The organism is Variovorax sp. BGA-UO-ETr-C22 (assembly GCF_059567965.1).
In genome coordinates this window covers 21,355-34,328 of the sequence record NZ_JCAQPA010000005.1, presented here as the reverse complement: position 1 = coordinate 34,328, position 12,974 = coordinate 21,355, and the positions used below count along the sequence as shown (strand labels likewise).

Here is a 12,974-nt window from a genome sequence, read left to right as displayed (position 1 = left end):
CAAGGCATCACATCATGGAACGCATGGGCTTCGTGCTCCGCCTCAGGGAAGAAGACATTCCCGAGTACAAACGCCTGCATCGCGAAACTTGGTCGGAGATCGTCGAGATCATCTCGACCGCCAACATCAGCAACTATTCGATCTTTCTCAAGCAGCCGGAGAACCTTCTGTTTGCGTATTGGGAATACCACGGCAGCGACTTCGCTGGTGACCAGGCGCGTCTTGCACAGGAGTCACGTATGAAGGACTGGTGGAAGCTCTGCGATCCGATGCAGATTCCCTTCGAGACGCGTCAGCCAGGCGAGTGGTGGGCCCGAATGGAGAGTGTGTTCTTCAAACCTTGAGCCTCTGCGCTGAGGTCATCCCCGGTACTTGCTTCGCCCGATCAGCACACACGTTGCGGGATCGGCGGGCGGGCCCGCTTTCCACGATCGAGAAACTTCAGGAGACAAATCATGCAACGCCGTCTTTCGTTCCGTACTTCATTGAGCTGTGCCGTGGCATTCGCCGCGGCTGCCGTTAGCGCGATGTTCGCCACACCGTCCGTCGCCAGCGACAAGGCGCCGGTGATCGCCGTCGCGATGAAGACGCAGATGCAGCGTCGCTGGGCCTTCGACCTCGCGGCGATGGAAAGAGAAGCCAAGGCGCAAGGCGCGCGCCTCATCGTCCAATGGGCTAACGACAACCCGGCGCTGCAATCTTCACAAGTGGAGAACCTGCTGAGCCAGCAGCCGGATGCACTGATCATCGTGCCGGTGGACCAGCAGGCAGGGGGGCGCATCGTCAAGTCTGCCCAGGAGTCTGGGGTTCCCGTGGTCGGCTATGACATGGGCGTGTCGACGGCCCGGCTCGACTACTTCGTCATGCGCAATAACGACCTGGTCGGTCAGTTGCAGGCCAAGGGGGCTCTCCAGCACGCGCCGCACGGTACGGTGGCCCTGATCAAGGGCGACGCCGGCAATGACGTGGCGCAGGCCATCTCGAAACAGTACGACACCCTGCTGGTGAAAAACAAGGATGTGAAGGTGGTCTTCAACCAGTTCGTCCGCGGCTGGGACCCCAAGCTCGCGCTCTCCAACGCAGAGAATGTTTTGAGTGCGCAGAACGACAAGGTGGATGCCTTCGTGACGGCCAATGACGGCATGGCCCTGGGTGTGGCTCAAGCGCTCAAGGCGCGCAATCTTGCGGGCAAGGTCTACCTTTCCGGACTGGACGCCGACCCCGCGAGTCTCCAACTGATTGCGCAGGGCGTTCAGACCATGTCGGTGTGGACTGACCTGGAGGAGCAAGGTCGCTCCGCCGTCCGTGCGGCAGTGGCGCTCGCGCGCAAGCAAAAGCCGGCCAGCAGCACCGTCGTCGACCTGGGCTCCGGGCCGGTGCCCACCCAACTGGTCAGGGTCACCGCGGTGACGCGGGACAATCTCTGCGCCTTCATCACCAAGGACGCACCAAAGGGCTGGGTGACGACCGAGCAGGTCTACGGCGCCGGCAAGACCACGTGCCAGTGAGACTGGGCATGCAGGACTTGCAAGTGCGTAGCGCCTCTGGCACTCCCTCGCTGGAGCTTCGCGGGGTGTCGAAGTCGTTCTCGGGCGTCGCCGCGGTCAGCGACGTGAGCCTGCGCGTCGATGCGGGCGAAGTCGTCGCCGTGATCGGCGAGAACGGTGCCGGCAAGTCGACCCTCATGAAGATCATCTCCGGCGTCTACGGCGGCGACACCTTCGATGGCGAGATGCTGCTGGACGGCCAGGCCCAGCGGTTCTGCAACGTGCGCGACGCGGAAGCCGCCGGTATCGTCCTGGTGGCGCAGGAACTCCACGTCGCCTCCAATCTGAGCATCGCCGAGAACATGTTCATGGGCCGGCTGCCGTCGAATCGCGGATTCGTCGACAAGGCGCAACTGCACGCGCTCGCAACCGAGAGGCTTGCGTTCTTTGGCGTGAACGCGCATCCCGACGCACCGGTGGGCGAACTGAGCCCTTCAGCGCAACGGCTCGTGACTATCGCGGCTGCGCTGTCAAAGGCGGCTGCACGCGTGTTGATTTTGGACGAGCCGACGGCGTCGCTCACGCAGGGCGAAGCGGTGCATCTGTTCGAGCGTATCAAGCAGATCAAGGCGCAAAAAGTGGGTTGCATCTACATCACCCATCGCCTCGACGAAATCGCCGAAGTGGCAGATCGTGTCGTGGTGATGCGCAATGGAAGGGTGGTTGCACAGTTCCCCAGTGCACAAGGTCCCATTGCAGAGATGGTGCGCGCGATGATCGGGCGCGATCCGGAACCTCGAGCGCGACGCGCTCGGCCGCAACGCGCCGAGTCGGTTCTTTCGGTCTCGGGACTGACGGTTCACGAAGCCTTCGGGGCACGCCGCCGACGGGTCGACGACGTGTCCTTCGAACTGCAGCGTGGCGAGATCCTGGGGCTGTTCGGCCTTGTCGGCGCAGGTCGTACGGAACTCGCCAAGGCGCTGTTCGGCGCCTGGCCCGGCAGTGTGACCGGGGAGGTACAGATCGAAGGACGCCCTGGCCGACCTCGCACGCCGCGCGAAGCCATTGCACGCGGTGTCGGCATGCTCACCGAGGATCGCAAGCAGACCGGCATCATCGAAGGGCACTCCGTGCTGCACAACGTCAGCGCGGCCAGCCTACGCGAAGTCTGCCGGGGTCCGTTCATCCGCAGTCGCGAGGAAGTGCGACGGAACCTGGCGTTGGTTCGCAAGATGGAACTACGTCCGATGAAGCTGGAATACCGGATTGAATGGTTCAGCGGAGGCAACCAGCAGAAGGTCCTGTTGGCGCGCTGGCTGGCCATTCGCCCGCGCATTCTCATCGTGGACGAACCTACCTACGGCGTGGACATCGGCGCCCGCGCCGAGATCTACGCCCTACTGCGCGAACTGGCTGACGGCGGCACCGGTGTCCTGATGATCTCCAGCGACATGACGGAAATCATCGACGAGAGTGACCGAACCCTGGTCATGTACAAGGGCCGCATCACCCGAGCATTCGAACAAGAGCCCACGCGGCAGGCACTGATGGCGGCCGCGACGGGGCAATCCCACTGATGGAGAAACAGACCATGACGATCAGCGCCACCGCCGGCACCCCCCCTTCGCCCGCAACTCGACGCGGGCTTGGCCAGGTCATCAGCGCGAGGACATTGACCATGGTGGTCGTGTTTCTCGCACTGGCACTGGTTTTCAATGTCGCCTCTGGTGACTTGTTCCTGACCCCTCGCAACCTGTCGTTGCTGCTGCGCCAGGCATCCATCGTCGCGCTCGTCGCGGCGGGGGTGTCGATCCTGATGATCATGGGGCAGATCGATCTCTCTATCGGCAGTTCCGTCTACCTGTGCGGCGTGGTGGCCGCGACGCTTCAAATCACGTATGGCATGGACATCGTTTCCACGGTGCTCATCACCGTGGCGGCCGGTACCCTCATCGGACTGTGGCAAGGGCTGTGGGTTGTCACGGTGGGCGTGCCGTCCTTCATCGTCACGCTCGCCGGGCTGCTGGCGTACCGAGGTATCGGCTTTTACGCGACCGATGCCGCAACACTGGCCCCGGTGCCCCAGGAGTTCTCGGCGCTAAGCGAAGCCTTCATTCCGATCGGCCCCTCCGTCGTCTTGCTGCTTGCCTGTTACGCGATCGGCGTCTTCTTCATGGTGCGCGGCCATCGCCAGGATGCGATGCTGATGGGCGAGACTCGAAGCGCGGGATTGATCGGTCGGTTGGTGGGGCTCACCGCCGCCGTGGGTCTCCTGATATGGGTATGCGTCGGCTTCCGCGGCATTCCGACGGCGCTGGTCTGGGTCGGGGCCATCGGCATGGTCCTGTGGGTGCTGATGACGTGCACGGTCTTCGGGCGCAACGCCTACCTGATCGGCTCCAACCAGGAGGCTTCCGTTCTCGCCGGCATTCCGCTGGCGCGGCAGCTGTATCTGGGCTTCATGCTCATGGGGGCGCTCTATGGTGTGGCGGGCGCGCTGCTGACCGCGCGCGTCGGCGCCAGCACGCCGACGGCCGGAATGTACCTGGAGTTGGATGCCATCGCCGGCGCCGTCATCGGTGGCACCGCGCTGAAGGGAGGAATCGGCACCGTCCCCGGCGCTATCGTCGGGGCCGTGCTGCTCACCACCATAGACAACGGCATGAGCATCCTGAACATCTCGTCGTTCCTTCAGCTGGTGATTAAGGGCCTGGTCCTGCTCTTCGCGTTGGCCTTCGATTCATACATGACCCGCCGGCAAGGGCGTAGATAGACATGTCGCATTCATCTCCAGCAAGCGCGCAATCCGCGGACGCGCACACGCCGGCCGCGCCGCCGACAATTCGCCTCCATCCCGATGACGATGTGGTCATCGCGCTCGCGCAGCTCGTTTCCGGCACGCACATCGACAGCGAAGGCGTGACTGTCGCCGGCCTGATTCCGCCGGGGCACAAGATGGCCACGCGGAACATCGAGCCCGGCAGCGCGGTTCGACGCTATGGCCAGGTTATCGGCTTCGCCAGCCAGCCAATCCGCGCCGGCCAGCACGTTCACGTGCAGAACTTGAGCATGGGCGAGTTCACGCGCGACTACGCCATCGGCACGGAGGCCCGCGTCACGCAGTACGTGGACGAGCGCGCCACCTTCCAGGGCATCGTGCGCGAGGACGGCCGCGTTGCCACTCGCAACTACATCGGCATCCTCACGTCGGTGAACTGCTCCGCCACCGTGGCGCGCGCCATCGCGGACCGCTTTCGTCGGGACATCTTTCCCGACATGCTCGCGGCCTTCCCCAACGTGGACGGCGTGGTCGCACTCACGCACGGCGCAGGGTGCGCGATCGATTCGCAGGGCGAGGGTCTGGAAGTTCTCCAGCGGACCCTAGGCGGCTATGCAACGCACGCGAACTTCGCGGGAATCCTCGTGATCGGACTGGGCTGCGAGACCAATCAGATCTCGTCGCTTGTGAAGACCCAGGGCCTCACGCCGAGTGCACGCCTGCAAACCTTCACCATCCAGGACACCGGCGGCACCACGCGTGCCGTGGCACGCGGCATCGAACTGGTGCGCGAGATGCTGCCCGCCGCCAATGACGTGCGGCGAGAGCCCGTGGACGCGAGCCATCTGGTCGTGGGCCTGCAATGCGGAGGCTCCGATGGTCATTCGGGAATTTCGGCCAACCCGGTACTCGGCGCGGCAGTAGATCTCTTGGTGCGCCACGGCGGCACGGCGATCCTCTCGGAGACGCCCGAGATCTACGGCGCCGAGCATCTCCTGACCCGACGCGCAGCGTCGGAGGCCGTGGGCCGCAAGCTGGTCGACCGCATCCGGTGGTGGGAAAACTATTGCGCGCGCAACGGCGCGTCGATGGACAACAATCCTTCGGCGGGCAACAAGGCCGGCGGACTCACGACCGTGCTCGAGAAGTCCTTGGGCGGGATCGCCAAGGCAGGCTCCACGAACCTCATGGAGGTCTACGAATATGCACAGCCGGTACGGACGCGCGGGTTGGTGTTCATGGACACACCGGGGTACGACCCTGTTTCGGCAACCGGCCAGGTCGCGGGCGGCGCCAATCTGATCTGCTTCACGACGGGTCGAGGCTCGGCCTACGGCTGCGCACCATCGCCATCGCTGAAGCTGGCAACCAACACCGCTTTGTGGTTGCGTCAAGGCGACGACATGGATTTCAACTGCGGCGAAGTCTTCGGGGGCGGCCGCTCGATCCCGGAGCTCGGCGCCGAACTGTTCCAGCTCATGCTGACCACCGCCTCTGGCGAGCCTTCACGGAGCGAGCGGCACGGGTACGGCCAGCAGGAGTTCGTTCCCTGGCAGCTGAGCGTCATCACCTGACACATCTCGGTCCAATTTTTTTGATTCGCGCATGAACATCGCCAAGTCACCTCGCTTCCGAGGCATCTTTCCCGTTGCTCCCACCCCCTTTACCGAAGCGGGCGATCTCGATCTCGATAGCCAGAGACGGTGCCTGGATTTCCTCATCGATGCAGGCGTCGACGGAATCTGCCTGCTGGCGAACTACTCTGAGCAATTCCTCGTGACCGACGACGAGCGTGAGATCCTCACCCGCACGGCGCTGGAGCATGTGCGCGGCAGGGTGCCGGTGATCGTGACTACGACGCACTTCTCCACGAAGGCGTGCCTGGAACGAAGCCGGCGCGCCCAGGCGATGGGTGCGGCCATGGTCATGGTGATGCCGCCGTATCACGGCGCTACCTTCCGGGTGCCGGAAAAAGAGGTCTACGACTTCTTCGCACGCCTGTCGGACGGATTGAGCATTCCCATCATGGTGCAGGACGCGCCTGCCAGCGGCGTCGTGCTAGCCGCACCCTTTCTGGCACGCATGGCGCGCGAGATCGAGCAACTCTCCTATTTCAAGATCGAGACCCCCGGTGCGGCGGCCAAACTTCGAGCGCTGATCTCGCTGGGTGGCGATGCCGTCGAAGGCCCGTGGGACGGAGAAGAGGGCATCACGCTGCTGGCCGACCTCGATGCCGGCGCGACCGGCGCCATGACCGGTGGCGGCTTCCCCGACGGTATTCGGCCCATCATCGAAGCGCATCGCATGGGAGACCGGGACAAGGCGTTCGACCTCTATCAACGCTGGCTGCCGCTGATCAATCAGGAGAACCGCCAATGCGGCTTCCTGGCCGCCAAGGCACTGATGAAGGAAGGCGGGGTGATCGCCTGCGACGCACCGCGCCATCCGTGGCCGGTGATGCATTCCGAGGCCCGCGAAGGCCTGCTGGAGATTGCGCGTCGGCTCGATCCGGTTGTCCTGCGCTGGGGCAGGTGAAACCTCTATGAACCAAACCTCTCTCCTTGAAATGGTCGATGCCACCGCCGAGGCGACCGCGCGAGCCGCACCGGAATTCGCTGGTAGCACGGGCGCCGAGCGCGCGACACTGCTGCGCGCACTGGCCGCCGCCCTGGAGGCGGAGCGCAACGAACTGGTCCGGATGGCAGCACAGGAAACCGGCCTGAGCACCGCCCGCCTTGAGGGTGAACTCGATCGCACGACCTTTCAGCTGCGCTTTTTCGCCCAGCAAGCCGAGGACGGGCGGGCGCACGCGCGAATCGACGACCCGGCGGAGCCGGGCGCTCCACCGCAGGGCCACCCGCACCTGGTGCGCATCGGCGTGCCGTTGGGCCCGGTCGCGATGTTCGCGGCCAGCAACTTCCCCTTCGCGTTCTCGGTGCTGGGCGGCGATACGGCCGCCGCCTTGGCTGCCGGCTGTCCGGTCGTCGTCAAGGCGCATCCGGGGCACCCGGGGCTCTCCCGCGCGGTGCTCGCGCAGGCAGTGCGGGTTATACGGGATATGGGCTGGCCGGAGGGACTGCTCACCCTGGTGGAAGGCGCAGGCCATGAGGTCGGACTGCGCCTGGCGCAGCATCCGGCGATCTCCGCCGTCGCGTTCACTGGATCGTTCCGCGGCGGACAAGCGTTGTGGCGGGCATGCAATGCCCGGCCGCGCCCAATCCCTTTCTTCGGAGAACTCGGGTCGATCAACCCGATCGTCGCGTTGGCGCCGGCGCTTCGGAAGGCCGCCCTTCCCTTGGCACAGGTACTGGCCGCATCCATCGCAAGTGGGAGCGGGCAATTTTGCACAAGCCCGGGCTTGGTACTGGCTCCGTCCGAGGCCGAGTTCGACGCATTTGCGGCAAAGCTCGGCGATTCCCTGCGCTCTCAACCGCAGCATCGCATGCTGACGCAGGCCATGCGCGAGGCCTTCGAACATGGCGTGGCGCATTGGCTCGCGCATCCCGAGTTGACGCCCTTGCTGTATTCGGCGGCTCGTGACGGAGAAGTGCCCTCGCCTGTCGTGATGCAGACAAGCGTCGCGGCATTCATTGCGGACCCTGCGCTGCGTGAGGAAGTGTTCGGCCCTGCTGCATTGGTGGTGCGTTTTGCATCTACGGACGGGCTGCTGGATGCGCTTCGTGCGGTGGGCGGCAGCCTGACGGTGACACTGTGGGGCCTCGGTACCGGCAGCGACGATGATCGCCGCATTTTGGCGACTGCGCAGGCGATTGCGGGCCGCGTCCTTTTCGAGGGCGTACCCACCGGGGTCGCCATTTCACCGGCGCAGCACCACGGGGGACCCTGGCCCGCGTCCACGGCACCCCAAACAAGCTCAGTGGGGGGCGTTTCCATTGAGCGGTTTCTGCGGCCGGTCGCATTGCAGGAGCCGCCCGCTTGGGTCCTCGCGGACGCTTTGGGTCTGGCCCGATCTGACTGACCGGTTTAAGAAAGGGGCAACGGCATGTTGATTCACACTGAGAACTGGGTCACTTGTGTTCTCGAAGCTGTCCTTCTGGTGTTCAGCGCCGTCCACTTCCTGCGTTTCAAACGGCAGTACGCGCGCGGGCCGCAGGTGCGCCGCATCTTCGACATGGGCAACAGTTGGCGGGCGATCCTCGAAACGGGCGTCACCAGCGCTACAAGCTGCGTCGCAGCCTCATCGTCACTTCAAACCGCGTCGTGCAGGACTGGAGCAAATACCTCGGCGACGCGACCGTGGGAACCACCATCCTGGATCGCCTCATGCATCGCGCATCCATGCTCGAGTTCGAGGGCAAGAGCTATCGCCTCAAGGAGGCCGCCGCCCGTAGTGCATTGCGCACCCCCGAAAACTCATAATCCCTCACGTCCTGCCCTGGAGGAATTTACCCGGCCAAAGGTGGAGGAAGTTGAAGTGGCCATCCGGGGGCTTGCGACGCATTGACTTCAGCAATATTTGCTCACCCTCAACTTCGACACATCTCGGTGGGAACGTCTCATGGGAAAGCGCATATCGTCGCACCTCCTGCGTTTGTGAGAGATGAGCCGCGCGATTGGGAATGGTTCCAACAATCGGCCCGCACACCGAGGCCATACGGGCTGAATTCCATTAAGTTATCCGCGGTGCTCAGCACCACGGCAATGGCGGGCGGCGGTTTCGAGTCTCATGTCACGCCGCGAGCCGGACTAGCTCCTCCTCCAGAGCCTTCATAAAGGCGGCCGCGGCTATCGACGGCTTCAAGCCACGTCGCGTGACTAGAGAAAGGTCGTGCGAATAGTTGGTCTTATCTTCAATCTTGATGACTCGCAGACCGCGCTCAATTGCTGCAGCGGCTGCGTAATGGGGAATCAGCGTGACCCCGAGGTCGGCCGCCGATAGTTTGAGCGCTGTGGCCAGCGTCCCTGTTTGGATGGAAGACTTCAATTCCAAACCCTTTGCCGCGAGGATTCTGTCGACCGTCGTCCTAGTGCTGTAGACACTTCGAAGCGAGATGTGCTCCTGCTCCGCAACCTCGCTCCAGCCAACCGCCTCGCGCTGGCCAAGGGGATGTTTCGGGCTACAAGCGAGCAACAGCGGGTGTGAGTAGACAACCCGTGCACTGAGCTGGGGGTCTTCCTCCGAAGTGGAAACTACCCCGAAGTCGCAGCGCCCAGTTCGCACATATTCGACGGTTTCGTCGGTCGATAGCTCGTGCAAGTCAAAGGAGATGCGCGGATGTGATTGCCTGAAGCGCTCAATGACATTGGAAATTATCCCGTACATCGTCATCGGCGATGAGGCAATGCTTACTGCTCCGCTTTCAAGACTTCTCAGTGCTGAAAGCCGTCGACCAGCCAAACGCATGGTGTTGAGAACATCTTGAGCATATTCGTATAGTTCTGCGGCACCGTCCCGTGGCACCACGCGGCGTGTGGTGCGCTCGAACAGCGGTAGTCCAATTTCTGCTTCCAGCTCCGCGCAAAGCTTGCTAGCCGCAGATTGCGTCATATGCATTTCCTCGGCTGCGGCGGTGAAGCTGCGTTTCTCGTACACCGCACAGAAGACGCGTAGTTGCCGCAAGGTGATATTCATTCGCATAAGTGGTGCCGGCATCAAGCCATTTTTTCCCCGAGATACGCCGACGGCAGATTCTGGCTAGATTGATTCCATTTTGGAATGTATATATGAAAATAAGTGGATTGTTGAACTGAGTCGATCGGGGGATGCTCCGCAGCCGCCCCCTGCAAATTAACAACGGAGCCAATCAGATGTTTCCCCTCCAAGCGCCCACTTCCTCGCGGCGTATGAGCGTCGCCACCCTTCTCGCGGGGGTGTTTGCGCTGACCACAATGTCGAGCGCTGGGGCCCAGGATTACCCAAACCGCCCGGTCAAGCTCATTGTTCCGTTCGCCGCGGGCAGCGCGACCGACACCGCAGCCCGCATCATTGGTGCGGCCATCTCCACGAGCATGGGTCAACCGGTTGTCATTGACAACAAAGCGGGCGCCGGCGGCACCATTGGTTCGAACTTCGTGGCTACCTCGCCAGCGGACGGATACACACTGGTCATGACCAGTAGCTCGACGCACTCCGCGGCGACTGCGCTCATCCAGCGCGTTCCTTACGACGGCGTCGAGAGCTTCGTGCACATCGCGCGGGCTACGAACATACCGTTGATGCTCGTTGCGCGTCCCGACCTCGGGGTCAGCAGCGTCAAGGCCTTGGTGGAGGCGTCCAACAAGAAGCAACTCAACTACGCGTACGGCTCTGCGACCAGCCAAATCGCAGCGGGCACATTTAATACGGAAGCGAATGCGAATGCACTGGGCGTTCCGTACCGCAGCCAACCTCCGGCAGTTGCCGATGTCCTGGGGGGTCAAATCGACTACATGTTCGGCGACATTTCGGTTGTCAAGTCGTTCGTCGACGCGAAGAAGCTCACACCACTGGCGGTTTCCACACCTGCTCGGCTAGCGGCCTTTCCCTCGGTGCCCACGCTACAAGAACTGGGTTTCAAGAAATTCGACCTAGTTGTCTGGGTGGGCCTTGCGGCTCCAAAAGGCACCCCCGCTCCCATCGTCCAGCGACTAGCAAAGGAGACGCTGGCAGCTTTGAAGTCGCCTGATGTCGCCGCGAAGTTGGCCACTGCTGGCATGGAGGTGGCGCCATTGGTGGGCGAGGAGATGCGCAAGTTCGCAATCGCCCAGAAGGCCGCTTGGACGGCACGCGCGGAAGCCGCAGGAGTGAAGCCCGAATGACGACGCAGGAGGTCTCTCAATTGGCGGGCATCAAGATACTTGACCTCACCTCCGTCGTCATGGGTCCGGTCTGCACGCAGATTCTTGCCGGCTATGGCGCCGAGGTCATCAAGGTCGAACCGCCAGAGGGCGACATCATGCGACACGCAGGCGCCAAAGCCGAGGCAGGGATGGGGGCAATGTTCCTCCATTCGAACCGTGGCAAGAAGTCGGTGGTCGTCGACTTAAAGTCCGAGCTTGGTCGCCAACAAATCGCAGAGCTGCTGCGCCATTGCGACGTATTGGTTCACAACATTCGGACGGCAGCCATCGCAAGGCTTGGCCTTGACGCCAAGACGGTCATGCGCGAGCGTCCCGACATCGTCTACGCCGAGCTTACCGGCTACGGTGTGGGCGGACCGTACGGCGACCGTCCTGCGTTTGACGATGTCATCCAGGCCGAGTCCGGCCTGGCTTCGCTCTTCTCCCGGCAGACAGGCGGTGACCCAGCGTACCTGCCCGCGTTGATTGCGGATCGCTTGACCGGAGTGACTGCAGCCCACCGCATTCTGGCGGCGCTTTTTCAGCGAGAGCGCACTGGAAGAGGGACCTACCTGAACGTTGCAATGTTCGAAACGATGGCCGAATTTGTTCTTGCAGACCATCTTGGTGAGCGAAGCTTCAACTTCGACGAAGGTGTGACCGGCTACAACCGGCTGCTCACCAAGCATCGGCGTCCTTACGCTACGGCAGATGGCTACATCGCGGTCATTGTTTACAACGACAAACACTGGAAGTCGTTCTTTGACGTCATCGGCCAGCCCGAGACGTTCGCGGCAGACGCACGGTTCCGCACAGCGGCAAAGCGTGCCGACAGCTACGACTACATCTACGAGTTCGTATCCCGTGTCATTGCCGAGAAGGGCACGAGCGAGTGGCTTGAAATCCTTGGCCGGGCGGAGATACCGTGTGCTCCCGTGAACTCGGTAGAAAACCTCCTGGATGACACACATCTCCAGCAGGTTGGTTTTTTCCAGAGCCATGTCCGCGCCCATGGCCGCGAGTGGGCTGCTAGCCCCCTCCCTGGAGTTCGCAGTGCGGTCTCGCCCCATCTTGGTGAGCATTCGGCCGCATACCTTTCAACTCATCTCCCTATAAACGGCGAAAAACATGCTGTCTGAGGCCAAAGGCGATACCACTATGCTGCCCACTAGAATTTCGATAGCCCCCAACGGTGTTGCTAACCTAACGATTGAGGGCGGCGGCCCGCTAAATATCATCAACAGCGCAACGGCGCTCGGCATCGCTGCGCAGCTTCGCTACTTAGCCAAAAACTCGGAAGTGCGTGCCGTCGTCATCTCGGGCTCGGGCGAGAAGACATTCGTCGGCGGTGCCGACATCAAGGAGCTGGCCAAGCTCACGCCGCAATCGGCGCGCCTCTTCATCAGCGCTCTTTACGAGCTTTGCGAAGCTGCGAGAGACCTGCCCGTCCCTACCATCTGCGCGCTTCAAGGTTGGTGCATCGGGGTCGGACTCGAGTTAGCAGCATGCTGCGACATCCGCATTGCCGCCGACTCTGCCAAGTTTGTAATGCCGGAGGTCAAGATTGGCATCCCCTCCGTAATTCAGGGCGCTTTTCTAAGCCGCTTGATTGGAGAAGGCCGTGCGAGGTGGCTAATGCTTACCGGCGAGCACATTGATGCGGAGAAGGCTGAGCGGTGGGGTCTGGTGACGGAAGTGGTGCCGCATGAGGATTTGGCTGCCACCGCAGAGCACATGGCTGCTTCCATAGCCCAGCTGTCCTCGAGCGGCATGCGTGCCCAGAAGCGCGTGCTGCGTACGTCCGAGGTTCCGTACTTGGATAGCGCCATGCAGCACAGCATCGAAATTTTCGGCACTGCTTACGAATCCGACGACCCTGCGCGTGTCATGGCCGACTTCCTGGCCAAGAAATCGCGCGCGTAGCAGCG

Annotated in this window: 11 protein-coding genes and 1 pseudogene; 11 read left to right on the top strand and 1 reads right to left on the bottom strand. The window is 62.6% G+C overall.

Annotation, left to right across the window (positions count from 1 at the left end; all coding sequences use genetic code 11):
* Window positions 1–14 precede the first annotated feature (14 nt).
* The 8 genes and pseudogenes from AC57B8_RS01590 to AC57B8_RS01555 form a co-directional block, all read left to right on the top strand.
* Window positions 15–344 carry an L-rhamnose mutarotase gene (locus AC57B8_RS01590; protein ID WP_496478434.1) on the top strand — a complete coding sequence of 110 codons (330 nt, stop codon included), beginning with the start codon at window positions 15–17 and terminating at the stop codon, window positions 342–344.
* Window positions 345–455: 111 nt separating this feature from the next.
* Window positions 456–1,508: a substrate-binding domain-containing protein gene (locus tag AC57B8_RS01585; RefSeq protein ID WP_496478433.1), complete on the top strand. Its 1,053-nt coding sequence runs from the start codon at window positions 456–458 to the stop codon at window positions 1,506–1,508.
* A gap of 8 nt (window positions 1,509–1,516) precedes the next feature.
* Window positions 1,517–3,064 carry a sugar ABC transporter ATP-binding protein gene (locus AC57B8_RS01580; protein WP_496478432.1) on the top strand — a complete coding sequence of 516 codons (1,548 nt, stop codon included), beginning with the start codon at window positions 1,517–1,519 and terminating at the stop codon, window positions 3,062–3,064.
* A gap of 14 nt (window positions 3,065–3,078) precedes the next feature.
* Window positions 3,079–4,260 (top strand): sugar ABC transporter permease, encoded by a 1,182-nt coding sequence (locus AC57B8_RS01575; protein WP_496478431.1) that lies wholly within the window; start codon window positions 3,079–3,081, stop codon window positions 4,258–4,260.
* Between the two features lie 2 nt (window positions 4,261–4,262).
* A complete protein-coding gene (locus tag AC57B8_RS01570; protein ID WP_496478430.1) occupies window positions 4,263–5,840 on the top strand; it encodes a UxaA family hydrolase in 1,578 nt (525 codons plus the stop codon).
* Between the two features lie 31 nt (window positions 5,841–5,871).
* The gene (locus AC57B8_RS01565) at window positions 5,872–6,801 is read left to right on the top strand and encodes a dihydrodipicolinate synthase family protein (protein ID WP_496478429.1); all 930 of its coding nucleotides are present in this window, start codon (window positions 5,872–5,874) and stop codon (window positions 6,799–6,801) included.
* A 7-nt stretch (window positions 6,802–6,808) separates the two neighbouring features.
* Window positions 6,809–8,245 carry an aldehyde dehydrogenase (NADP(+)) gene (locus tag AC57B8_RS01560; RefSeq protein ID WP_496478428.1) on the top strand — a complete coding sequence of 479 codons (1,437 nt, stop codon included), beginning with the start codon at window positions 6,809–6,811 and terminating at the stop codon, window positions 8,243–8,245.
* Between the two features lie 191 nt (window positions 8,246–8,436).
* A pseudogene (locus tag AC57B8_RS01555) lies at window positions 8,437–8,646 on the top strand (ATP-binding protein); the annotation flags it as partial.
* 310 nt (window positions 8,647–8,956) lie between these two features.
* Here the strand turns inward: AC57B8_RS01555 and AC57B8_RS01550 are convergent.
* Window positions 8,957–9,859 carry a LysR family transcriptional regulator gene (locus AC57B8_RS01550; protein WP_496478427.1) on the bottom strand — a complete coding sequence of 301 codons (903 nt, stop codon included), beginning with the start codon at window positions 9,857–9,859 and terminating at the stop codon, window positions 8,957–8,959.
* Window positions 9,860–10,071: 212 nt separating this feature from the next.
* Between AC57B8_RS01550 and AC57B8_RS01545 the strand changes: the two genes are divergently transcribed.
* The 3 genes from AC57B8_RS01545 to AC57B8_RS01535 are packed head-to-tail and all read left to right on the top strand — an operon-like array spanning window position 10,072 to window position 12,969.
* A complete protein-coding gene (locus AC57B8_RS01545) occupies window positions 10,072–11,025 on the top strand; it encodes a Bug family tripartite tricarboxylate transporter substrate binding protein (RefSeq protein WP_496478426.1) in 954 nt (317 codons plus the stop codon).
* The gene (locus AC57B8_RS01540) at window positions 11,022–12,185 is read left to right on the top strand and encodes a CaiB/BaiF CoA transferase family protein (protein ID WP_496478425.1); all 1,164 of its coding nucleotides are present in this window, start codon (window positions 11,022–11,024) and stop codon (window positions 12,183–12,185) included. Before AC57B8_RS01545 ends, AC57B8_RS01540 begins: the two co-directional genes overlap by 4 nt.
* Window positions 12,175–12,969, top strand: coding sequence for an enoyl-CoA hydratase (locus tag AC57B8_RS01535; RefSeq protein WP_496478424.1), 795 nt, complete (start codon window positions 12,175–12,177; stop codon window positions 12,967–12,969). The genes AC57B8_RS01540 and AC57B8_RS01535 overlap by 11 nt, the downstream gene beginning before the upstream one ends.
* Window positions 12,970–12,974: the final 5 nt, after the last annotated feature.

What these genes read in the sequence shown, in the direction of transcription:
- AC57B8_RS01590 (WP_496478434.1), top strand. Translation starts at nt 15, where the DNA reads ATGGAACGCATGGGCTTCGTGCTCCGCCTCAGGGAAGAAGACATTCCC.
- AC57B8_RS01585 (WP_496478433.1), top strand. Translation starts at nt 456, where the DNA reads ATGCAACGCCGTCTTTCGTTCCGTACTTCATTGAGCTGTGCCGTGGCA.
- AC57B8_RS01580 (WP_496478432.1), top strand. Translation starts at nt 1,517, where the DNA reads ATGCAGGACTTGCAAGTGCGTAGCGCCTCTGGCACTCCCTCGCTGGAG.
- AC57B8_RS01575 (WP_496478431.1), top strand. Translation starts at nt 3,079, where the DNA reads ATGACGATCAGCGCCACCGCCGGCACCCCCCCTTCGCCCGCAACTCGA.
- AC57B8_RS01570 (WP_496478430.1), top strand. Translation starts at nt 4,263, where the DNA reads ATGTCGCATTCATCTCCAGCAAGCGCGCAATCCGCGGACGCGCACACG.
- AC57B8_RS01565 (WP_496478429.1), top strand. Translation starts at nt 5,872, where the DNA reads ATGAACATCGCCAAGTCACCTCGCTTCCGAGGCATCTTTCCCGTTGCT.
- AC57B8_RS01560 (WP_496478428.1), top strand. Translation starts at nt 6,809, where the DNA reads ATGAACCAAACCTCTCTCCTTGAAATGGTCGATGCCACCGCCGAGGCG.
- AC57B8_RS01550 (WP_496478427.1), bottom strand. Translation starts at nt 9,859, where the DNA reads ATGAATATCACCTTGCGGCAACTACGCGTCTTCTGTGCGGTGTACGAG.
- AC57B8_RS01545 (WP_496478426.1), top strand. Translation starts at nt 10,072, where the DNA reads ATGAGCGTCGCCACCCTTCTCGCGGGGGTGTTTGCGCTGACCACAATG.
- AC57B8_RS01540 (WP_496478425.1), top strand. Translation starts at nt 11,022, where the DNA reads ATGACGACGCAGGAGGTCTCTCAATTGGCGGGCATCAAGATACTTGAC.
- AC57B8_RS01535 (WP_496478424.1), top strand. Translation starts at nt 12,175, where the DNA reads ATGCTGTCTGAGGCCAAAGGCGATACCACTATGCTGCCCACTAGAATT.